Here is a 21,652-nt window from a genome sequence, read left to right as displayed (position 1 = left end):
TTATTATGGGCCCCGTTTCAAATTGCATTATTTAATGGTCTAGGCATAAGTTTTGAGAAGCCGCTCTTTTGGGCAATCATGTTGGTATGTATCCTTATGATTCTAGGACTTATTCAGTTCAACAAAAAGGTCCAATTGAATGATCAACGTGATATGGTCGCATTATTAATCATTTTGCTTCCTCTCTCGTATATGATCTCTATGTTTTCGGCTGCCTCTTGGCATTATGCCGTAAATATGGTGCTAATTCAATGGATGTACGCATTTATTTTTGTAATTGGCATCTATCTGTTACGTGATCGTGTCTCCAATAAGATTATTCAGATTACATTGATGGGTTCAGCTTATCTTATTGTCTTCTTTGGATATATCAGTTGGTTCGGTCAAGGTTATCTAGGTGGGCACTTAGTATCCTGGTTCTCTAATGGAGTAACTAATGGCGTCTACACTGATGCCATCATGCAAGATTCCAACGGTTGGCGTTTAACTTCTGTATTCCAATATGCGAATACATATGCAGCTTTCTTGATGGCTATTATGTTTGCGGGGCTCTTTAATGCCAGTCGCCTTAGAACATGGTATGACCAGTTGATTCACGGATTTATGTTAGTTCCTGTTATTTTAGCTTTAATTCTTACTCTTTCTCGTGGTGGTTTAGTTGTTTTACCATTTGTATTACTTATTTTGCTTCTATTACTTCGCCCTGCTCAACAGATACTATGGTTTATTAATCTGGTGATTGCAGGTATTGCAACAGCAGTCATTTTGAATCCAGTAACAGCTATTGGACTACAAGTGATCGCTAAGTATGATGGGGCTGTTGCTGCTAAAGGTTGGGCTTATCTATTAATCGCTTCCTTAATCGCAGGCGTACTGATTATGCTTGTTGGACGCTACATTGCACCTAAGCTTGAAGTCGGTGTAGAAGGATGGACAGCACGTCGTGGAGCGAGTCTATGGATTCCTATTGGTTCTGCTCTACTCGGTATCCTTATGCTTGTTTTACTAATTGCGACGAATCTGCGTAATCTATTGCCAGCTAATATTCGTGTGCGTTTTGAGAATATTAACTTCCAGCAAAGTAGTGTACTAGAACGTTTTACTTTTTATCGTGATGCTATGAAATTATTACGTGATTATCCATTGTTCGGCGCAGGGGGCGGAGCTTGGGGTGCTTCTTATGAAGCGTACCAGAATAACCCGTATGTCAGCCGTCAAGCACATAACTTCTTTATTCAGTATTTAGTTGAAGTTGGTGTAATTGGTTTTATCATCTTTATCTTGTTTGTTGGGTTTATTTTCTACAAATATATTCGTGGTTATTTCAAAACAGATCGTGCCGGTAAAGAATCTCACTTTATTTACTTTATTATCGTTGTATCGATCTTAATGCATAGTTTGCTTGATTTTAACTTAAGTTATGCTTATATGAGCATTTTAGTCTTTCTAGGTCTAGGTGGTATGGCTTCGGCAATGGATTTAACGCCACTCAAACGATTGAAAGCTCCTGCTGGTATGATCCGGGGGATCTATGTATCTTTGATCGGTCTCGTTGCAATTATCGTTGCTTTTACTTCACTTCGCTTCTCGGTCGCTTCTGGAGATGTTATGGATGCTCAGAAAGCTTCTCAAGTAGCAAGTCCAAGCTATGAAGATATCCGTGCTCCACTCGATAAAGCACTTACTATACGTAGTACATTCCCTGAGGGAGTCGTATTTATGGGTTCCTTATTAACGCAAGTATTCCAACAAACTAAAGATGAACAATATTACAATGAAGATATTGCTCTTCTTACTAAAACGCAGGAAAAAGAACCATTTAATAAAAATATTGTGAAACAATTAGTTACCGCTTACCAATTGGGTGGAAAATCAGATGTAGCCTTTGATCTACTTGTAAACAGTATTCCGAAATACAAATGGGATATTGAGTGGTATGAAGGTGTAATTACTCAAGCTTATGCGCTGGGTAATCAAGCTTATGAGAAAAAAGATACAGCTGCTCAAGAGAAATATTTCAATGCCGGTCTAAACGCTTATAAAGAAGTACAAGCTGGGGTAGAATACTTGAAAACATTACCTACAGGACAGCTACAAGGTCGTGCTTTTGCTGTTACACCTAAAATTGCTTTGAATATTGGTAAAATTCAATTAATGCAAGGTAAAACAGCTGATGCAGCATCCACATTCAAATTAGGATTAGCTGACGATCTGAATGATCAAACCAATCGTGAAGTTGCTCGTTATTATCTAGCTGCTTTGAAAAAGGATAAACAAAATGATCAAGCCATCTATGATAAGTTAATCAAAATAGATGCAAAAGAAAAAGAACAAATTAATACGATTGCAAATATGGATTATAGCGGTAAATAATAGTAGTGTTGATTTGAACAAAAAAGACTTTCTCTTAATTAGAGAAAGTCTTTTTTTGTTCTTCTTGCAGTAATATGGCTTTTAAGTAACGCAGGGTTTCTTCTCGCAACTCAGGATGCTGTAAGGCATAATGAATCGTTGTTTGGACAAAACCGCTTTTCTCACCAACATCATGACGTAATCCTTCAAATTGATAAGCTAGAATTCTTTCTTTTAATGCCAATTGAGAAATGGCATCTGTCAGCTGAATTTCTCCACCTACGCCAACTTGTTGTTCGCCTAAAATATTAAAAATCTCTGGCGTTAAAATATATCTTCCCATGATCGCAAGATTAGAAGGAGCATCTTCTCTGGCTGGCTTTTCAACCAACCCTTTAGCTTGATACAAGCGATCTGACAAAGGTGAAGAATCGACAATGCCATAACGAGATACATGTTCCCATGGTACTTCTTTGACACCTACAACAGATGATTCGTACTCTTCATAGACATCCATCATCTGCTTCAAGCAAGGTGTATTAGACTCCACAATATCGTCTCCAAGTAAAACAGCAAAAGGTTCATTGCCGATAAATTTACGAGCACACCAGATCGCATGGCCTAAGCCTTTGGGTTCTTTTTGACGAATATAATGAATATCTGCCATTTCAGAAGGCTTACGTACAGCCTCAAGTAATGCCCACTTCTCTTTTTCTGCTAGATTATGTTCTAATTCAAATGAAGAATCGAAATGATCTTCGATGGCACGCTTGCCTTTACCGGTAACGATAATAATATCTTCGATACCCGAAGCTACAGCTTCTTCGATAATATATTGAATGGTTGGTTTATCTACAATCGGTAACATTTCTTTGGGCATCGCTTTGGTTGCAGGTAAGAAACGTGTTCCTAGTCCTGCTGCTGGAATAATCGCTTTACGGATTTTCAATGTAATTCTCCTCTATATCTATGATTAGATATAATATACTTCATTCCCCTTATATAAACCAATATACAAAACAAAAGACTTTCTCTTTAGTAGAGAAAGTCTTTTGTTTATTATTTATTTTCTTCTTTTGCCATAATTTCATGCAAATATTCTAATGTCGATTCACGTAGTTCAGGATGCTGTAATGCATAATGGATCGTTGTTTGAACAAATCCACTTTTCTCACCAACATCATGGCGTAATCCTTCGAATTGATAAGCAAAGATATCTTGCTGTTCACCCAATTTGGAAATCGCATCCGTTAACTGGATTTCTCCACCTGCACCTGCATCTTGATTACCTAAAATATCAAAGATTTCTGGAGTCAAAATGTAACGACCCATAATTGCCAGGTTAGAAGGTGCTTCTTCACGTGGTGGTTTCTCTACCAAACCGTTTGTTTTGTACAAACGATCTGATTCGGTTGTCGGTTCAGCATCGACAAGTCCGTAACGAGATACATGTTCCCATGGTACTTCTTTCACACCGACTACAGAAGACTCATGCTTCTCGTAGACATCCATCATCTGCTTCAGGCAAGGAACATCTGATTCTACAATATCATCGCCTAGAAGCACTGCAAACGGCTCATCCCCGATAAATTTACGAGCACACCAGATGGCATGTCCCAAACCTTTCGGTTCTTTTTGACGAATATAGTGAATATCTGCCATCTCCGAAGACTCACGTACGGCATCAAGTAATTTCCACTTTTCTTTTTCTTCTAAATTCTGTTCCAATTCAAACGAATAATCGAAATGATCTTCGATCGCACGTTTGCCTTTACCAGTAACGATAATAATGTCTTCGATACCCGAAGCTACAGCTTCTTCAATAATGTATTGGATCGTTGGTTTATCTACGATCGGTAACATTTCTTTAGGCATTGCTTTGGTTGCAGGTAAGAAACGTGTTCCTAGTCCTGCCGCTGGGATAATCGCTTTACGAATTTTCATGATTCAAACTCCTTTTTCTATGCTGTTTTGCATCTATAGATTATATATTATACTTCTTGTTTATTTTGTGTCACTAATCGTTTAAGCAATAAGCGCATATCTTTGACCGATTTCAAACGATAATTGGCATGCGTGTTGCCTGTTCCGATTTTAACCGAATATGAATCTTTAGGAAGCGCTGAGAACAAATCTTCATCGGTTGTATCATCGCCTACACCTAAAATAAAGTCATATTCCTGATCACGTAGCAATAAATGTGCTCCATGACCTTTGTTAATACGGTTATCTTTCACTTCTAGCACTTTATTACCTTCGAGTACACCGATAGTCATCGAATTCGTAATCGACAATAATGCTTCTTTCAGCTCATCGCGTTTGAGTCCGATCATATCAGGTTCACACTGTCTGTAATGCCATGCTAACGAGTATTCTTTTTCTTCAATCAACGAACCTGGCGTACGATCTGTATATTTCTCTAAAATATGACGAATCGTATCTTTCCAATCGTTGTCTACGTTAACGGTCATCATCCAATCTTCGTCTGCTCTTGGCTTACGGAACCATAATCCATGAGAAGCAATAATATGAAGATCCAAATCTCCTAACCATTTTTCCATTACAAAACGATCTCGTCCTGTAATGATAACTACGGTATTACGAGGATCTGCGCACAGACCAGCAAGCAACTGCTTCAATTCTTCGTCTGGCTTCGCTTGTTCTGGAGTCGGCTTAAATCCCACCAGTGTACCATCGTAATCTAAGAATAGTAGGCGTTTTTCAGAATCACTATATACTTTCTCCATATCTGAATATCCAGATTTAAGATTCAGAAGTGGACGAGTCGGTGTCTGTTCTTCTGTTGTATTTTTAAGGGCTTCTAGGAATTCATCTGCCCAGAATTTCACATTATAACGGGAAAGGCGAACATGTAACATTTTGTTACGTTCGATTTTCTCATGATCTGGCATATCTAATGCTGTTTTGATACCGGCAGCGATCTCACCATAATCATTCGGATTTACAATAACACCTTCACCTAGTTCACTAGCTGCTCCTGCTGTTTCGCTAAGAACAATCATACCTTTGTAATCTGTGCGAGAAGCAATATACTCTTTCGCTACTAGATTCATTCCATCCCGTAGAGGAGTCACTAATAACACATCACTATTACGGTAGAAAGCAATCAGATCATCTTGCGTAAATGTACGGAAAAAGAACCATACAGGCATCCAACTGAGTGTACCGTATTTACCATTAACCTCACTAACCAACTCTTCGATTTCACGTTTAAGTGAATCGTAAGCTTCTACACCGACGCGAGAAGGGGCTACGATAAGGTTTAAGCGTACTTTTTCATGATATTCCGGGTATTGCGCCAAAAATTGTTTGAACGCTTTAATACGATCTGGAATCCCTTTAGTGTAATCTAAGCGATCGACCGAGATAATATTTTGTACACTCTTCGTACTTTCGATAAATTCTTGCGCTTCCGAAGACAAGTTTTGAGATTGAGTCGGTGCTGCAAAATAATCATAGTCAATTCCCATTGGGAAGGCATCGACTTGAGTGGTATGTGTTTCTCCATTGATTTTGTACAAATTATGTTCTTTACCTAAAAGTCTACGTACACTACTTAAAAAGTGACGTACATAATCATAAGTATGGAATCCGATCAGATTTGCACCAAGCAATCCTTGTAAAATCTCTTCACGCCAAATGAGCAAGCGATAGATTTCGAAAGAAGGGAATGGAATATGCAGAAAAAACCCAATTTGAGTATCGGGATATTTTTCTCTGATCATCTGTGGAAGTAACATCAATTGATAATCATGTATCCAGATTGTATCATTTGGTCCAATCTCAGGTTCTAACGCATCAAAAAACTTCTGATTGACGTTTTTATAAGCATCCCATGTATCTGTTGTGTATTCCGCTTTGTCGTTGAAATAGTGGAATAACGGCCAGATCGTTTCGTTACAGAATCCATGATAATATTGCTCTATTTCTTGTTCAGACAAAAAGATAGGCAAACAGTTATAGGATTCTTGCAATTCATTACTGATCGTTTGTGTTTCTTCTTCGTTAAGATCGTCTTTAGCTACACCAGGCCATCCAGCCCATAGACTATCCGATTGTTCGTGGTAGCTTTTAAGACCTGTAGCTAGTCCACCTATACTCTTACTATATTCAATCTCTGTTTCACTTTTTTTTACAGTTACAGGTAAACGGTTGGATACAAAAATAATTTTACTCATTGAATCCCCTCTCCTTAACAATAATTGAATAGTTATGTGATTGGTTTACTCTTTACTATGTGTAAATCGCCTGAATAACAAGACAATTTCTTTCATTTGACTTCACCGGCAGTAAAGTCATTGCTTATGCAAATTACCCTTAATTGATATGTACGACTCAACATTCTTAGCGACCCAACACCATGAGAGCCTTTTCATCCGCTCTCTATCTGGAAAAATAATCCCTACAAAAAGGATTCTCTACGTCCTGGATTTGTCTCTAAATAGACACTTTATCGAATATAAAAAAAGAGAATGCACAAGGCATTCTCTTAAGATTGAATCTGTATTTTTATAATTATTTAACCAATTGTCCGCGGGTTACGCCTAATTGATTGGTTGCTTTTAGCGTACGCCATACTTGAGTTCCGTTGATTTCACCACGTAATGCTTTGGTGTACAATTCGATGACTTCTATCACTTGCTCTGGCGTTTCTTCCAAGAACTCAATGCGATAACTAGGTACGCCCAAGTTCAAGAAGTCACTTAGATATTCTGCACCTGATTGCTCGATCGCATTATAAACAGTATTCCGGCATCCTTCATCTACACGTACAGGATGAGACATCCCAATCCGGTCTTGCAACGAAACACGTTTCTCTTCACAAGGACGACCACAGTTGGTATAGTCTGTCCCTTCACTCAAAAATGTACAGTATACACAATGCTCTGTATGGAACATCGGCATATGTTGATGAATAACCACTTCTAATTGAGAAGTCTTCGTGCGACTTAATAAATCAACCATTTGTTGAATATTCAAATCATATGAAGGAGTAATCCGGTCTACACCTGCTTCTAAGAATAGATCTACTGTTTTGTGATTGGCTACATTCAATGAGAAATCGCTGATCAATTCAGGATGGTTCTCTTCTGGGTGTGTCTGACGACGGCTTAAATAGTAATATAATGCTCCTGTATTACGCACCAATACCGCATCGGGTTGTAAACGTAAAATATTCGCATGATATCCATTTTCACCAGGCATATGAATACGAGGTGTAGCTAAAGCAATTTTTTTGCCAGCTGCACGTACAGCTGCCACAGCTGCTGGAAATTGCTTGATAAATTCAAAGTCTGCATAGATCATTTCGATTCCAGCTTGTAGTGCTGCTTCGACTTGCTCTACACTACGACATAATGCTGTTAATGTAGCAGCCGTTCCTTGTACAGGTGCAGATGCCGCCACAGCATCGCTGTAGACTTCGATATCACGTTGAATATATACCGGAGGCTTCGGACGCTCTCCTGCAAGTTGTTCTACCGCCTGACGACGAATATTGTTAAGCTCACGCATCGGGATAATAATATCGCCATGCAATTGAACTTCTAATTGATCCAATTGGAACACAGTTCCTCCCAGACGACCGAATTGTTCTTCCAATAATTCAGAAGTCATCGGACGCTTAGCAGCGATCTCCAGTTCCATTTCAGAGTCGACACGTACTGTGACTCCTTTTTGTACATCGGTCCACCATGTTACTAAAGGCTGACCTACATGACCAACAGCTTTGACATGAACAGGGAATACACGGTAAGGCTTCTCAGTATCAAAACTTTGTCTCATCCGTTTATCCAGTGCAGGATCGTTTGTTTTCCAGACTTTATCGCCTACATGTACACGATGCAAATTAACATCGTTACGTCCTGGAACAATATCGACCATCCATGTCTCATCAGCTTCGCCTTCGATTTTTACGCCTTTACGACGTAGATCATAGACGCGTCCACCCTGCTCTTTTTGCGTAGGATCTCCAGCATCAAATACGATACCGTCTCCACGTTTAAGCGGAGCTTCTAAGCGACAGACTACCCCATCACGCAAGACTTGCTCGACACGTCCCATATAAACACCACGGCTTTTCGGGAATGTACCGTCTACTAACTTCTTATTGTTCGTTCCATCTAAGAAACCATGAGTGAATCCACGGGAAAAGCTTTGTTCCAATTCACGAATATCTTCACGTGTAATCGAATCCCGATCACCTTCAAAATAACGATCGATCGCTTTACGGTATTTACTCACAACGTTGGCTACATATTCAGGTGTTTTGAGACGGCCTTCAATTTTGAAAGAAGTCACTCCTGCTTCGATCAGTTCAGGCATAATATCGATAGCTGCTAGATCTTTAGGAGAAAGCAAATACGTTACGTCTCCCATAATCTTCTGCGTGCCATCAACCATCAAATCATATGGCAAACGACAAGCTTGTGCACATTCGCCACGGTTTGCTGAACGTCCGCCCCACATTTCAGAAGTTAGACACTGACCGGAGTAAGATACACATAGTGCTCCATGAACAAATACTTCCATCGGCAGACGTGCTTGCTCACCGATTTTTTTGATTTGTTTCAGGTTATTTTCACGTCCTAGAACGACACGTTCGATATCAAATGGCTTCGTAAATTCAACCGCTTCTGGTGATGTAATCGTCATCTGCGTCGAACCATGAATCGGGAAATCCGGTGAAATTTCACGGATCATTTTAACCAATCCCAAATCCTGTACGATAACTGCATCCACACCTGCAACGACGCAAGCGTCAATCAATTCACGCGCATCGGCTAATTCATTTTCAAATACCAGTATATTAAAGGTTAAAAACCCTTTGACTCCATAACTATGCAAAAAAGACATAATCTCAGGCAACTCATCCATCCGGAAATTATTCGCCCGCGCCCGTGCATTGAACTTCTCCACGCCAAAAAAGACTGCGTCTGCCCCATTGGCTACCGCCGCCCGCATGCAGTCCCAGTCACCCGCAGGTGCTAAAAGCTCCACGTCTTCTCTTCGTAACCCTGTATCACTCATGTAGAATTTATATCCTCCTAGATTGCCTTAGTTCTGGCAATACTTTTTTAATAGTTATCATCATCGTTGTTATCAACAGATCATATGATTTAAATTTATTCTAATTCCAGTGTAACAGACCTAAGAGCGTCTATCTACCTTATTGCTTGAATTTTCAATGAAAATCATGATCTTTTTTCACATTTATTCATAAGAAAAAAGCTACCCGTTAAGGTAGCTCTATTCTTGCTTACATATTTTAAGAGGTTAATTGAAAAGAAGCTAAGACTTTAGCTAAATCTGCTTGATGCACAGGTGTATTGTTAGTATTGTTTACTTCATCACCTAGGATATACGTCATTTTCCCTTTGGTAAATATCGTATACGTGCCTGTATACGGATGAGTAGCATCTGGATAATTAGCTGTAAAGGTATAAGCAGGAACACCTGCAAACGTTGTTGGCGTGCCTTCAGATAGCTCTACACCATATACATTATTATCACCTGAACCCTCAAATGTCGCTTTCCATTGAGTGACTGCTTTTTCCAAAGAACTGGTTGTCTTGGTCGAAATATTGAAAGATCCACCAGTATGAGAGAAATACACATAAGAAGATTCGTAATCATTGTCTGTGCTTGTCCAATGACGAGGAACTTTTACACTGTAATGATTCGCTTCCGATGTATGTGTCGCTACTTTGCTACGATCTTGTGAATAGTAGTCAACAGGTAATGAACCAAAGTTCTCTTCCAGTGTAGGGAAATCAATTTCCAACGAATCGATCATCACCTGGAAATCAGCATCTTTCGATGCTTTATCGGATGGCGTACTGTATTCCATATAATAACGATATCCGTCTTTTTGGAACAAGACTTCATATTCAGTCATCCATGTATCACCAAATGTATATTCTAACTTATTCACAGTCGCAGTCTGTCCTGCAATTTCTTTTTGCTCGCTACCCAAGTTACGGTAAGCATCGCTATTGAAATTGTCTGCAAACCAGCCTTGAATCTTCTGTAACCATTCTGCTAGCGTACTCCCTGCTGGTGCGCTATAAACATTAACAGCGACGTAAGATCCATCTTTTGCAGAAGCATCTACACTGCTCTCACTAGCTTCAAAATCAGCCGGAAGTTCCATATAAACACCATATTCACTAGCTTCTAACGTTTTGCCTGTGCCTGTATCTTCTTCTTTACTAGCAAGATCTTCCATTGCTTTGTCAGCACTATTGAATGACGTTTTGAACGAATTTAATAATGAAGTTACTTTAGCTTTAGTAAAGTCTTTGTAACTGGTAGCTTCTGAATCAGCATACATCACATAATAAACATGCCCATTCCCTGTATACACACGAGTTTGAGACAAAATGCCATCTGAATCTTTAGAAGTAATATAAGCATAGTTGCCTTTACTGCTATTGACTACTTTTTGATCGACGATCATTTCTCCAGCATCTTGAGCAGAAGAAACCAATTCATCTAATAAATCTTGTAGATCACTCTCACTACCTTGACCTACCATAGCGATCTCAGGATCTACAAAAATTTGCAGATAGTATTTAGCTTCATTGTCCATAAATGCTGCATTTTTGCCATCCTGTAAACCAAGGTTCGTCAGATCACTTGGATAGTTTATCGACCATTGATATTTACTACTGCCTATTTTCGTTTTACCGACATGTGTAGATTTATCTGTACCACTATCTGTTGTGGCTGGAGCTACCGTGATAATCATTTGACCGGATACTACTTTGAACTTAGCACCGATACTTTTGGCTACAGAGCGAACAGGAACCATTAAGATACCTGACTTCATCACAGGAGCTGCATCCAATGTAAATGTAGAACCATTGAGATAGGCTTTTTTGCTACCGATTGTCATCGAAAGCGTACGTTTGCCATACATCAACTTGATTGAATCATTTTCTTGCAACTTCACCTGTGCTTTGAATGCACGTGTGAATAGACCTAATTGCACCATCGTGATTCCATTACTTTCGTAAGGTTTGACGATCGTTTGCTTTTGACCATTGATCGTTGCAGATGTACTGCCTTTTTTGATCTTCAATTCCAATAGTGCTGCTGCCGATGCTGTTCCTGTTGTTGCATACACGGTGGTCAACACGAGCACAATAGCCAGTAGACTTGAAGCGGTAATCCGCAACCACTTACTCATTCAAGCTCCTCATTTCTGTATCCAAGCTTGCTGGAAATTCCAACAGCGATGTCTGATCTTTACTTTTTGAATGGTACTATTAGATCTAAAAGTATCTTATTCTTTACTTAATTTCACTTGACGATTCACGATATCACCATTCGATTGCATCACAAGTTTGACCTTTTGTCCGGGTACATAAGATTTGAGAATTTCGTTCAAATCGACAACAGTGTGTACTTTTTTGCCATTTACACTGTAGAGAATATCGCCTTTTTTGATCCCTGCTTTGCTAGCAATCGTCGAGTTCACTTTTCCTACAGTCAATGCATCGTCTGTAGGCATACCGCTAAGAGCATCTTCACTTTCTTCAAAATCTAGCCCCAGCGAAGCCCGATGAACTTCTCCGTATTTGAATAACTGTCCAATAATATATTGAACGGTATCTGCTGGAATCGTAAATCCAAGATTATCTACGCCCAATGCTTCATATTTCATGGTGTTGATCCCGATCACTTTACCATCCATATTCACTAAAGGACCGCCGCTATTTCCCGGATTGATTGCTGCATCCGTTTGAAGCAATTTGTACGAAGCATCGACTGCACGATTAACCCCGCTAATAATACCGGATGTTGCTGAATTGCGTAATGAAAGAGATAACGGTGTTCCAATCGCTACTACTTGCTCGCCGACAACAGGTTGTTCTTTACTAGATACAAAAGAAGCAACTTTTAGTGATGTAGCATTGATTTTGATAATGGCTAGATCACTTACCGTATCGCTATAAATTTCTTTAACCAAATACGTTTTGCTATTTCCTTTGGCTTCCGATGTAATAACTTTAGCTCCAGGTTCCATACTATCGATCACATGGGCATTGGTTACAATCCATCCATCTGATGAAATGATAACGCCTGAACCGAAAGCAATACCTGTTCCGCCGGGTTCTTCGTCTCCTGAACCGCCTTCAGCAGCAATCGCTTCCGCACTGGCTGTGCCTACAATACCGACAACAGAAGGAGAGATACGTGCAATAATTTTGGAAATATTACTTGTGGTAGAAGCTGCATACTTAGGAGATGAATATGTATAACTTGAAGCGTCGCTTGTATCCGATGCCCATACCGATGGTTGTGCCGGTAACATCAACACAGAAGTTAATAATACAAGTGCAGGTAATTTGGATCGGAATAATTTCAAATTCATCCAGCCTTTCTATAGTTGCGTATACGTTCCTGTAAAATCATCATGTTGTAGGAACAATAGTCTGATTCCAATGTAGCATATGCACAGGTATGACACAATTGCCATGAAGAACTATCTTTCGGTAATCATTGATAAATATAAGCATATTTGGGCAAAAATAAGCCAGTACATCTGAATGTGTATCCTTATTCAACATGTACTGGCTATGATTACTTTATTTCATTGTTTAAACCTGACTGCTTTCAAGTTCACGACTACGCTGTGTATCTCGTTCCAAAATAGGTTTGAGATAGTGCCCTGTGTATGAATTCTTCACTTTGACTAATTGTTCAGGGCTACCCGATGCCAGAATCGTACCTCCACCGCTACCGCCTTCTGGACCAAGATCGATCAAATAATCGGCTGTTTTGATTACATCCAGATTATGCTCAATCACCAGTACGGAATCACCAGAATCGACTAGACGATGAAGTACTGTTAATAGACGATCAATATCATCTACATGTAATCCTGTTGTCGGCTCATCCAAGATGTAGATCGTTTTACCTGTGCTACGACGATGTAATTCAGAAGCCAATTTCACACGTTGCGCTTCACCACCGGATAATGTAGTAGCAGGTTGTCCAAGCTTCACATAACCTAGACCTACATCGAATAGTGTTTGCATTTTACGCTGAATACGAGGAATGTTTTGGAAGAAATCTACGCCATCCTCCACCGTCATTTCAAGCACATCTGAGATACTTTTGTTTTTGTATTTCACTTCAAGTGTCTCACGGTTATAACGTTTTCCTTTGCAGATTTCGCAAGGTACATATACGTCTGGCAAAAAGTGCATTTCGATCTTGATAATACCGTCTCCGCGACAAGCTTCACAGCGTCCACCTTTAACATTAAAGCTAAAGCGACCTTTTTTGTAACCACGTACTTTGGCTTCATTGGTCTGTGCGAATAAATCACGAATATCATCGAATACACCTGTATATGTTGCTGGATTAGAACGTGGTGTACGACCGATAGGTGATTGGTCAATATCAACTACTTTATCCACATGCTCTAGTCCACGGATTTCACGATATTCACCCGGACGAACTCTAGCTTTGTTCAGATCACGAGCTAATGTTTTGTACAGGATTTCATTAACGAGTGTTGATTTACCAGAACCGGATACACCCGTTACAGCTGTAAACAATCCAATAGGGAATTTAACATTTACATTTTTAAGATTGTTTTCTTTGGCTCCACGAATCTCTAACCAACGATCGCTTGCTTCACGGCGCTTCGCAGGAACAGGGATAAATTTGCGTCCACTTAGATATTGACCTGTCAACGAATCAGGATGCGCCATAATCTCAGCAGGTGTTCCTTCTGCGATCACATGCCCACCATGGATTCCTGCACCCGGCCCGATATCAATAATATGATCAGCCGCCATCATCGTGTCTTCATCATGCTCAACCACGATCAATGTATTTCCTAGATCACGCATATGCTCTAACGTATGAATCAGACGATCATTATCCCGTTGATGTAGCCCAATACTAGGCTCATCCAGAATATAAAGTACACCGGTTAGACTAGAACCGATCTGTGTCGCTAAGCGAATACGCTGTGCTTCACCACCGGATAATGTTCCTGCCGCACGTGCCATCGTCAAATATTCTAGACCTACATTAACAAGGAATCCTAGACGACTACCGATTTCTTTCAAAATTAAGCGAGCAATACTTTGTTCTTTTTCACTCAATACTAGATTTTCAAAAAAAGTAGTTGCATCGCCAATAGGCATCGCTGTCACTTCTGAAATATTCACTTGATTAACGGTAACTGCAAGAATTTCTTTTTTGAGACGATTTCCTTTACATACCGGACAAGGCTTCGCACTCATAAATCCTTCGATATATTCACGCATACTATCTGAAGACGTATCTTTATAACGACGTTCCAAATTATGAACAATGCCTTCGAACAGCACTTGAGCTTCTTTTTTCTGTCCAAAGTCACTTTCATAACGGAAGCGAATCTTTTGTTCACCTGATCCTTTTAAAATCAGATTGATCTGCTCTTCTTTTAATTCAGATACAGGTACATCAATCGGAATCTTGTAATGCTCACATACTGATTTTAGAAATTGAGGATAATAGTTCGATAATCCACCACTCCATGCTTGAAAAGCACCTTGATCGATCGTTTTACTTTTATCAGGAATCAGTAAATCTGGATCAACAACCATACGTACACCCAGACCATCACATTCAGTACAAGCTCCAAACGGGCTGTTAAACGAAAACATACGTGGGGATAACTCTTCCATACTGAATCCACAGATCGGACACGCAAAGTTGGAACTAAAGCGAAGTTCTTCTTTGTCGATAATATCTACCAGCAATTGACCGCCAGACATTTTCAAAGCCATCTCAATCGAATCTGCCAGACGAGTAGCTACATCTTCTTTGACTACAATACGGTCAACCACAACTTCAATGGTATGTTTTTTATTTTTTTCCAATTGAATATCTTCGGATACATCTCTAATCTCGCCATTCACACGAGCACGAACAAATCCTTGCTTAGAGATTTCAGAGAAAATACTTTTGTGTTCACCTTTACGTCCAGAAATGACTGGTGCCAAAATTTGCAGACGGGTACGTTCTGGATATTCCATAATACGGTCAACCATCTGCTCTACCGTTTGCGACGTAATCTCAACTCCATGCACAGGACAATGAGGATGACCTACTCGTGCAAACAAAAGACGTAAATAGTCATAAATCTCCGTTACTGTACCTACTGTAGAACGAGGGTTACGACTTGTTGTTTTCTGATCGATCGAAATTGCAGGAGACAATCCTTCGATTGAATCTACATCCGGCTTCTCCATCTGTCCCAAAAACTGACGAGCATACGCAGATAATGATTCGACATAACGACGTTGACCTTCTGCATAAATCGTATCAAATGCCAGTGAAGATTTCCCTGATCCACTTAACCCTGTTAATACCACAAAGCTATCGCGCGGGATACTAATATCAATATTTTTGAGGTTATGTGCGCGTGCACCTTTGACCTCGATAAATTTGTTTGCCAAATAATCCAACCTCCAAGTCCGGTGCTTCCGGAGTAATTGCTACATTTCTGTATATCCACATCTCTAATTGAGCATGCTATCCATTTAGCAGTAAGCTATGATAAAGGTTGTCAAACATCACTGGAGACAACACAGGATATTTAACAACCTTCATTATTTATCTATTCATAGATGAAGAGTAACAGGTACTCTGTTTTTGTAGAATCTAGATGTTATTCAGCTTTGAGTTCTAGCACAGCATCTCGCAATTCCGCTGCACGCTCAAACTGTAGATTTTTCGCTGCTTCTTTCATTTCCAGTTCAAGACGACTGATCAGTGCTTGACGGTCACGTTTGGAAAGTTTCGTTTTACCGATCTCTTCCATATAACTTGCTTTACCTTCAGCCACTTTGGTCGCTTCGATAACATCACGTATTTTTTTACGGATCGTTTGCGGAGTTATACCGTGTTCTTCATTATAGGCAATCTGAATACTACGACGACGCTCGGTTTCTGAAAGAGCTTTCTGCATCGAATCTGTAATACGATCACCATACATAATGACTCGACCATCCGAGTTACGTGCCGCACGACCAATAGTCTGGATCAATGAACGTTCAGAACGCAGGAATCCTTCTTTGTCCGCATCCAAAATTGCTACTAGAGATACTTCAGGTAAATCAAGTCCTTCTCGTAGCAAGTTAATCCCGACAAGAACATGGAACGTTCCCAGACGAAGATCACGCAAGATCGACATCCGTTCTAATGTCTTGATATCCGAATGCAGATACCTGACTTTGATTCCTATTTCTTTGAGGTAATCGGTAAGGTCTTCCGACATTTTCTTGGTCAATGTTGTTAACAGTACACGTTCATCTCGCTCAATACGTAAATGAATTTCTCCAATAATATCGTCGATCTGTCCTTTGGTTGGACGAACTTCGATAATAGGATCAAGCAGCCCTGTTGGACGAATAATCTGTTGAGTCATTTCTTGACAATGTTCCAATTCATAAGGGCCTGGTGTCGCTGAAACGAACACAATCTGACTAACTTTATCTTCGAACTCTTCGAATTTAAGCGGGCGATTATCCAATGCTGATGGAAGACGGAATCCATGCTCAACCAGTACACTTTTACGCGCCTGGTCACCATTGTACATCGCTCTAATTTGCGGCAATGTTACATGTGATTCATCGACAACAATCAACATATCATCTGGAAAATAATCCATGAGTGTATAAGGAGTATCTCCACGTTCACGGAAAGTAAGAGGACCGGAATAGTTCTCAATCCCGGAGCAGAAGCCTACTTCTCTCATCATTTCAAGATCATAATTAGTACGTTGCTCTAGACGTTGTGCTTCTAGCAACTTTCCTTGTTCATTTAACACTTTAAGACGTTCTTCTAGTTCACGTTCGATATTTTTAAGCGCTACTTTAAGCGTTTCTTCTTTGGTAACAAAGTGAGATGCCGGGAAAATAGCAATATGTTCGCGTTCACCGACTAATTCACCTGTCAGCACATCAATTTCAGTAATCCGTTCAATCTCGTCACCGAACAATTCAATACGTACCGCTTGTTCTCCGCGAGAAGCAGGGAAAATCTCAATCACATCACCACGTACACGGAACGTACCGCGTACAAAGTTAATATCATTCCGTTGATACTGAATATCAACGAGACGAGATAAGATCTCATTACGCGACTTCTCCATACCTACACGCAGTGATAATAACAAACCGCCGTAATCTTGAGGTGAACCCAGACCATAGATACAAGATACACTGGCTACAATAATCACATCACGACGTTCAAATAACGAACTGGTCGCTGAGTGACGTAATTTATCGATCTCTTCATTGATACTGGAATCTTTTTCAATATACGTATCTGAAGACGGAATATAGGCTTCCGGTTGATAATAGTCATAATAACTTACAAAATAATCGACAGAATTGTTAGGGAAAAAGTCTCTAAATTCCCCTGCTAATTGCGCCGCTAATGTTTTGTTATGTGCAATAACCAGTGTAGGTCGTTGCACCTTGGCAATCACTTGTGCCATTGTAAATGTTTTACCTGTCCCGGTTGCCCCGAGAAGAGTCTGATACTTTTCTCCTCGTTCTATACCTTTTACCAACTCATCTATCGCTTGAGGCTGATCGCCTTGAGGAGAGAATTCCGACTGTATTTCAAATTTCTTGGAGCTGACAACAATATCATTCATTGCCCTGCATCACCCTATCGTCTAAAATATAATTACACGTGCCCGATAATAACAAAAGAGACCGTTACTCAAAGTGCCGAATACATTATTCTTTACCCAACATGTACGATGGTGGCACACCATGAATTGACGAATCTCATTTTTGGTTAATTATTCTATAATAAGTTGTCTGTAGATCATATCCTCTATAGCACAGCAAAAATATACCGCTATAGGAATGTTTGTTCTTATATTATACTCTTCCTATTGTGTTTATGCAATTGAAACAAGACTGAAATTTTAACTTTTTTTATGTAAATCGTTACATTTACGGTTATTCCCCATACCCAGAACAGGAGATGAATGAATGGATTTAACAACGATTATTGGGATTATTGCAGGACTTGCTGCATTGATTGGGGGCTTTTTATGGGAAGGCGGAGATGCTAGCGGGCTGGTTCAAGGTGCTGCTGCATTGATCGTATTTGGAGGAACAGCTGCGGCTGTCGTCATCAGTTTTCCATTAGCACGATTGAAAAAAATTCCACGTGCGATAGCTTTTACTTTTTCATCAGGTGGTACAGATAATGAACAATTGATTGAAGATATTGTGAATATGTCTACGCATGCACGCCGGGCAGGTGTACTTGCACTTGAACCTCAAGCTTCTTCTCATGATAATCCTTTTCTAAGAGAAGGGATTCAGCAAGTGGTCGATGGAACAGATCGTGAAGTCATTCAACAGATTCTAGAACTTGAAATGACCAAAACCGAATTAGAACATGAACAATATGCCAAAGTATTTGATTCTGCGGGTGGTTATGCACCTACGATGGGGATTATTGGTACGGTTATGGGTCTGATTCAAGTATTAGGCAGTCTAAGCGAGCCCACAGGATTAGGTGGATCAATTGCTGTTGCTTTTACAGCGACGTTGTATGGTGTAGCCAGTGCCAATCTCATCTTCCTACCGATTGCTTCCAAGATTCGTTCACGTAGCGAACTGGATATTCAGACGATGGAAATGTTATTAGAAGGTGTATTGTCTATCCAAAATGGTGAGAACCCTCAATTGGTTCGTAAAAAGCTAGAAACCTTTTTGCCGGAAAGTAATGGGAATCTTATTCGCGAAGCTAGAACAGGGGAGGAATAACGATGGCACGTTATTCTCGGCGCAGTAAAAAAGGAAATGGGCATAACCATCAAGATCGCTGGCTGATTACTTATGCGGATCTAATTACACTATTACTCATCTTTTTTGTGGTTATGTATTCGGTGAGTCATGTTGATACAGAAAAGTATCAGGTGCTTACGGACTCGTTACAGCTTACTTTTCAAAGCGACAATTCAATTCTAGATGGTGGTAAAGGCATTACCGGAACAGCAGGTAAAAATACGAGTAACGGTGGTTCTACTTCTACCAGTAATCAAGCAGGTAATGCTGGCGGTAAAGATACACAAAGTGGATCTACTACACTAACTAATCGCGAAGAAGCTTTCCGTAAGCAGGAAAGTGAACTAGCCAATCTTATGAGTGTAATCGAAACCTATGTCAAAACGAACAATCTAGGCAATCAAGTTGTGGTTGCTGATAAGCCTCAAGGGATCTCGATTACACTAAGCGATCAATTTTTATTCAATGAAGGACAAGCCAATCTCAAATCACCTTCTTTAGCCACACTGGCGCAATTGTCTAGCCTTTTCCAATCGATTGATACGACGGTCAGCATTGAAGGGCATACCGATAATCTGCCGATTGTAAATGCTTCACGTTATCAGGATAACTGGGAGTTGTCAGGTGCTCGTGCATTGTCTGTTCTGCGCTATTTTATTGATACTAAAGGGTTAGACAAATCGAAGTTTCAATATGCAGGTTATGGAGATACTCGCCCCACCGCAAATAACTCAACCGCTGCGGGTCGTCAAAAAAACCGCCGTGTTGAAATCATCGTGTTACGTCAATTGCAAGATTAATGGGCTGCATATAAAAGTTGAAATACAAAAAACACTCCAGCGTACTTCTCTATCTATAGATGAGAAGCTACACTGGAGTGTTTTTATGTTCTAAAATTCATTTTTTGCTAACATTTAATGATTGTTTATTAGGTATTGGGTACACCTATTATTTAGCAACATACTATTTTATGCGCTTTATGACTTACGCCGAGGACGCTTGGGTAATCCATGCTTTTCAATATACTCGGGAGTCAATTCAATTGGCTCTTCCGGTACTTCCGGTTCGGTCACTTGCTCACCTTCTGGTAATAACAAAGCAGAATGTTCATGATAGCTACTAGGCAACTTCTGTACACGCGGTTTGGTTAACAAATGCCATGCCGATAGTCGCTGAATATCTGGCGAAACCACCGCTTGATCGTCTGGCGCGAATATCATTCCTAACTGATGATGATCTCCTGCATAGATCGCCCGTTGCAGAAATTTACTTTCGCCTTCTACATTTAATACTTCCAATTTACAAAATGCAGGATTGATTCGCAATGCCGCATGAAGAGATTGAGGATCATGGATAAGCTGTCCGTTCACTTTATACATACTTTCACCTGCGGTAATGCCTAGTTCTGCCGCAGGGCTATACGGAATAATATCTAAAATTTTGATTCCACGTAATCCACGAATAAATAATGGGCTCTGCTCTGTTTCTTCTCGTCGACTGAAGTACATCACACATTCACGTAATATCACAGCAATAATGACTGCCGGTATTGCAATCGGTGCCCACCATAATGCTAGGGCTGCAAATACTACCATAATCAGACCACTTTGTACTAACCGCTTCGCTATTCGCTGTGCTTTCGCTTGTGGCAAATGGGTCTGTGTTAATACACTACAACCGATCATTACAGGCAATGCCGTTAGCGATACACCGTCTATCCATGATTGTGCTCCATGAAGAGGTGTCCACGGTAAAACGATACCACTTACAGAAGGAATAAATAACCACAGTGGAACAGGCCAGAAAGCTTCCATTGCATATGCACCTACAGGCTTACCACGTTTGCCTTCGATCACTACAGGTGAAGAAAAACGTAGCGCTTGCATACGAAATAATAACGCTTCGATCAATTGCAACAATACCGATATCGCTAATAATCCAGGCAAGTCAATATGACGAATACTCGAAATAAATGACCCTATCACACCGGTCGGTTGCCATGACGGAAATGAAAGTAACACCATATAGATAATCGTAAGTACAGCCAAAGCCATCGTCAAATGAGCGTAACGTAGACGGAATAAGGATAATAGGATCAAAATAATGCCTATACACCAGATTATTTCTGTCTCTATATGTATACCAATAAAAGCCATAACGATCGAGATCAGTAGCCCTGCAATGATCCCGGTAACGACGGTTCGTAACACTCGACCTGCATAGACATAAATACGGATATTAAATAATTTACGTTCAAGAATACCTTGTCTTCTATAGTGCAACAATACACCGATTAGAAATATATAGTAAAAAGGCTGCGTTAATAGCGCCCCTAATGCCCCGCCTATCATACGGAGTGCCTCACCCAATACGTTCAACGGTTGCCACTCTCCTTTGCCATCTATCTTTGCTTCACTATCAGCGTATCATTCATTCGCATATAGACTCAACTC

The 21,652-nt window shown here is 40.1% G+C and carries 12 protein-coding genes; 3 read left to right on the top strand and 9 right to left on the bottom strand.

What is annotated here, in order from left to right:
- The first annotated feature begins 96 nt into the window (after nt 1-96).
- The gene (locus PaeCFBP13512_RS19265; protein ID WP_342671993.1) at nt 97-2,373 is read left to right on the top strand and encodes an O-antigen ligase family protein; all 2,277 of its coding nucleotides are present in this window, start codon (nt 97-99) and stop codon (nt 2,371-2,373) included.
- A 34-nt stretch (nt 2,374-2,407) separates the two neighbouring features.
- Here the strand turns inward: PaeCFBP13512_RS19265 and galU (PaeCFBP13512_RS19260) are convergent, their stop codons facing one another.
- The 8 genes from galU (PaeCFBP13512_RS19260) to uvrB form a co-directional block, all read right to left on the bottom strand.
- Nucleotides 2,408-3,301, bottom strand: a complete 894-nt coding sequence (gene galU, locus PaeCFBP13512_RS19260) for a UTP--glucose-1-phosphate uridylyltransferase GalU (protein WP_137225400.1) — start codon at nt 3,299-3,301, stop codon at nt 2,408-2,410.
- A 110-nt stretch (nt 3,302-3,411) separates the two neighbouring features.
- On the bottom strand, nt 3,412-4,296 hold the full coding sequence (galU, locus tag PaeCFBP13512_RS19255) for a UTP--glucose-1-phosphate uridylyltransferase GalU (protein ID WP_069328502.1): 885 nt from the start codon (nt 4,294-4,296) through the stop codon (nt 3,412-3,414).
- Between the two features lie 47 nt (nt 4,297-4,343).
- Entirely contained in the window at nt 4,344-6,551 is a 2,208-nt protein-coding gene (locus PaeCFBP13512_RS19250; protein ID WP_137225398.1) for a bifunctional alpha,alpha-trehalose-phosphate synthase (UDP-forming)/trehalose-phosphatase, read from the bottom strand.
- 337 nt (nt 6,552-6,888) lie between these two features.
- Nucleotides 6,889-9,402: a U32 family peptidase gene (locus PaeCFBP13512_RS19245; protein WP_137225396.1), complete on the bottom strand. Its 2,514-nt coding sequence runs from the start codon at nt 9,400-9,402 to the stop codon at nt 6,889-6,891.
- Nucleotides 9,403-9,640: 238 nt separating this feature from the next.
- Nucleotides 9,641-11,563: a stalk domain-containing protein gene (locus tag PaeCFBP13512_RS19240; RefSeq protein ID WP_137225394.1), complete on the bottom strand. Its 1,923-nt coding sequence runs from the start codon at nt 11,561-11,563 to the stop codon at nt 9,641-9,643.
- Between the two features lie 96 nt (nt 11,564-11,659).
- Complete coding sequence (locus PaeCFBP13512_RS19235; protein WP_241669434.1) at nt 11,660-12,745, bottom strand: S1C family serine protease; 1,086 nt, start codon at nt 12,743-12,745, stop codon at nt 11,660-11,662.
- 232 nt (nt 12,746-12,977) lie between these two features.
- A complete protein-coding gene (gene uvrA / locus PaeCFBP13512_RS19230; RefSeq protein WP_069328507.1) occupies nt 12,978-15,839 on the bottom strand; it encodes an excinuclease ABC subunit UvrA in 2,862 nt (953 codons plus the stop codon).
- A 212-nt stretch (nt 15,840-16,051) separates the two neighbouring features.
- On the bottom strand, nt 16,052-18,046 hold the full coding sequence (gene uvrB, locus PaeCFBP13512_RS19225; RefSeq protein WP_069328508.1) for an excinuclease ABC subunit UvrB: 1,995 nt from the start codon (nt 18,044-18,046) through the stop codon (nt 16,052-16,054).
- 346 nt (nt 18,047-18,392) lie between these two features.
- Between uvrB and PaeCFBP13512_RS19220 the strand changes: the two genes are divergently transcribed.
- Nucleotides 18,393-19,178 carry a flagellar motor protein gene (locus tag PaeCFBP13512_RS19220; protein ID WP_069328509.1) on the top strand — a complete coding sequence of 262 codons (786 nt, stop codon included), beginning with the start codon at nt 18,393-18,395 and terminating at the stop codon, nt 19,176-19,178.
- 2 nt (nt 19,179-19,180) lie between these two features.
- Complete coding sequence (locus tag PaeCFBP13512_RS19215) at nt 19,181-19,999, top strand: flagellar motor protein MotB (protein WP_069328510.1); 819 nt, start codon at nt 19,181-19,183, stop codon at nt 19,997-19,999.
- A 177-nt stretch (nt 20,000-20,176) separates the two neighbouring features.
- Here PaeCFBP13512_RS19215 and PaeCFBP13512_RS19210 read toward each other — a convergent pair whose 3' ends face one another.
- On the bottom strand, nt 20,177-21,577 hold the full coding sequence (locus PaeCFBP13512_RS19210) for a serine protease (RefSeq protein WP_137225392.1): 1,401 nt from the start codon (nt 21,575-21,577) through the stop codon (nt 20,177-20,179).
- Nucleotides 21,578-21,652: the final 75 nt, after the last annotated feature.

The sequence above is a fragment of the Paenibacillus sp. CFBP13512 genome (genome assembly GCF_005233705.1).
Lineage (GTDB): Bacteria > Bacillota > Bacilli > Paenibacillales > Paenibacillaceae > Saccharibacillus > Saccharibacillus nuruki.
This window is presented reverse-complemented; position numbering and strand designations above follow the sequence as displayed.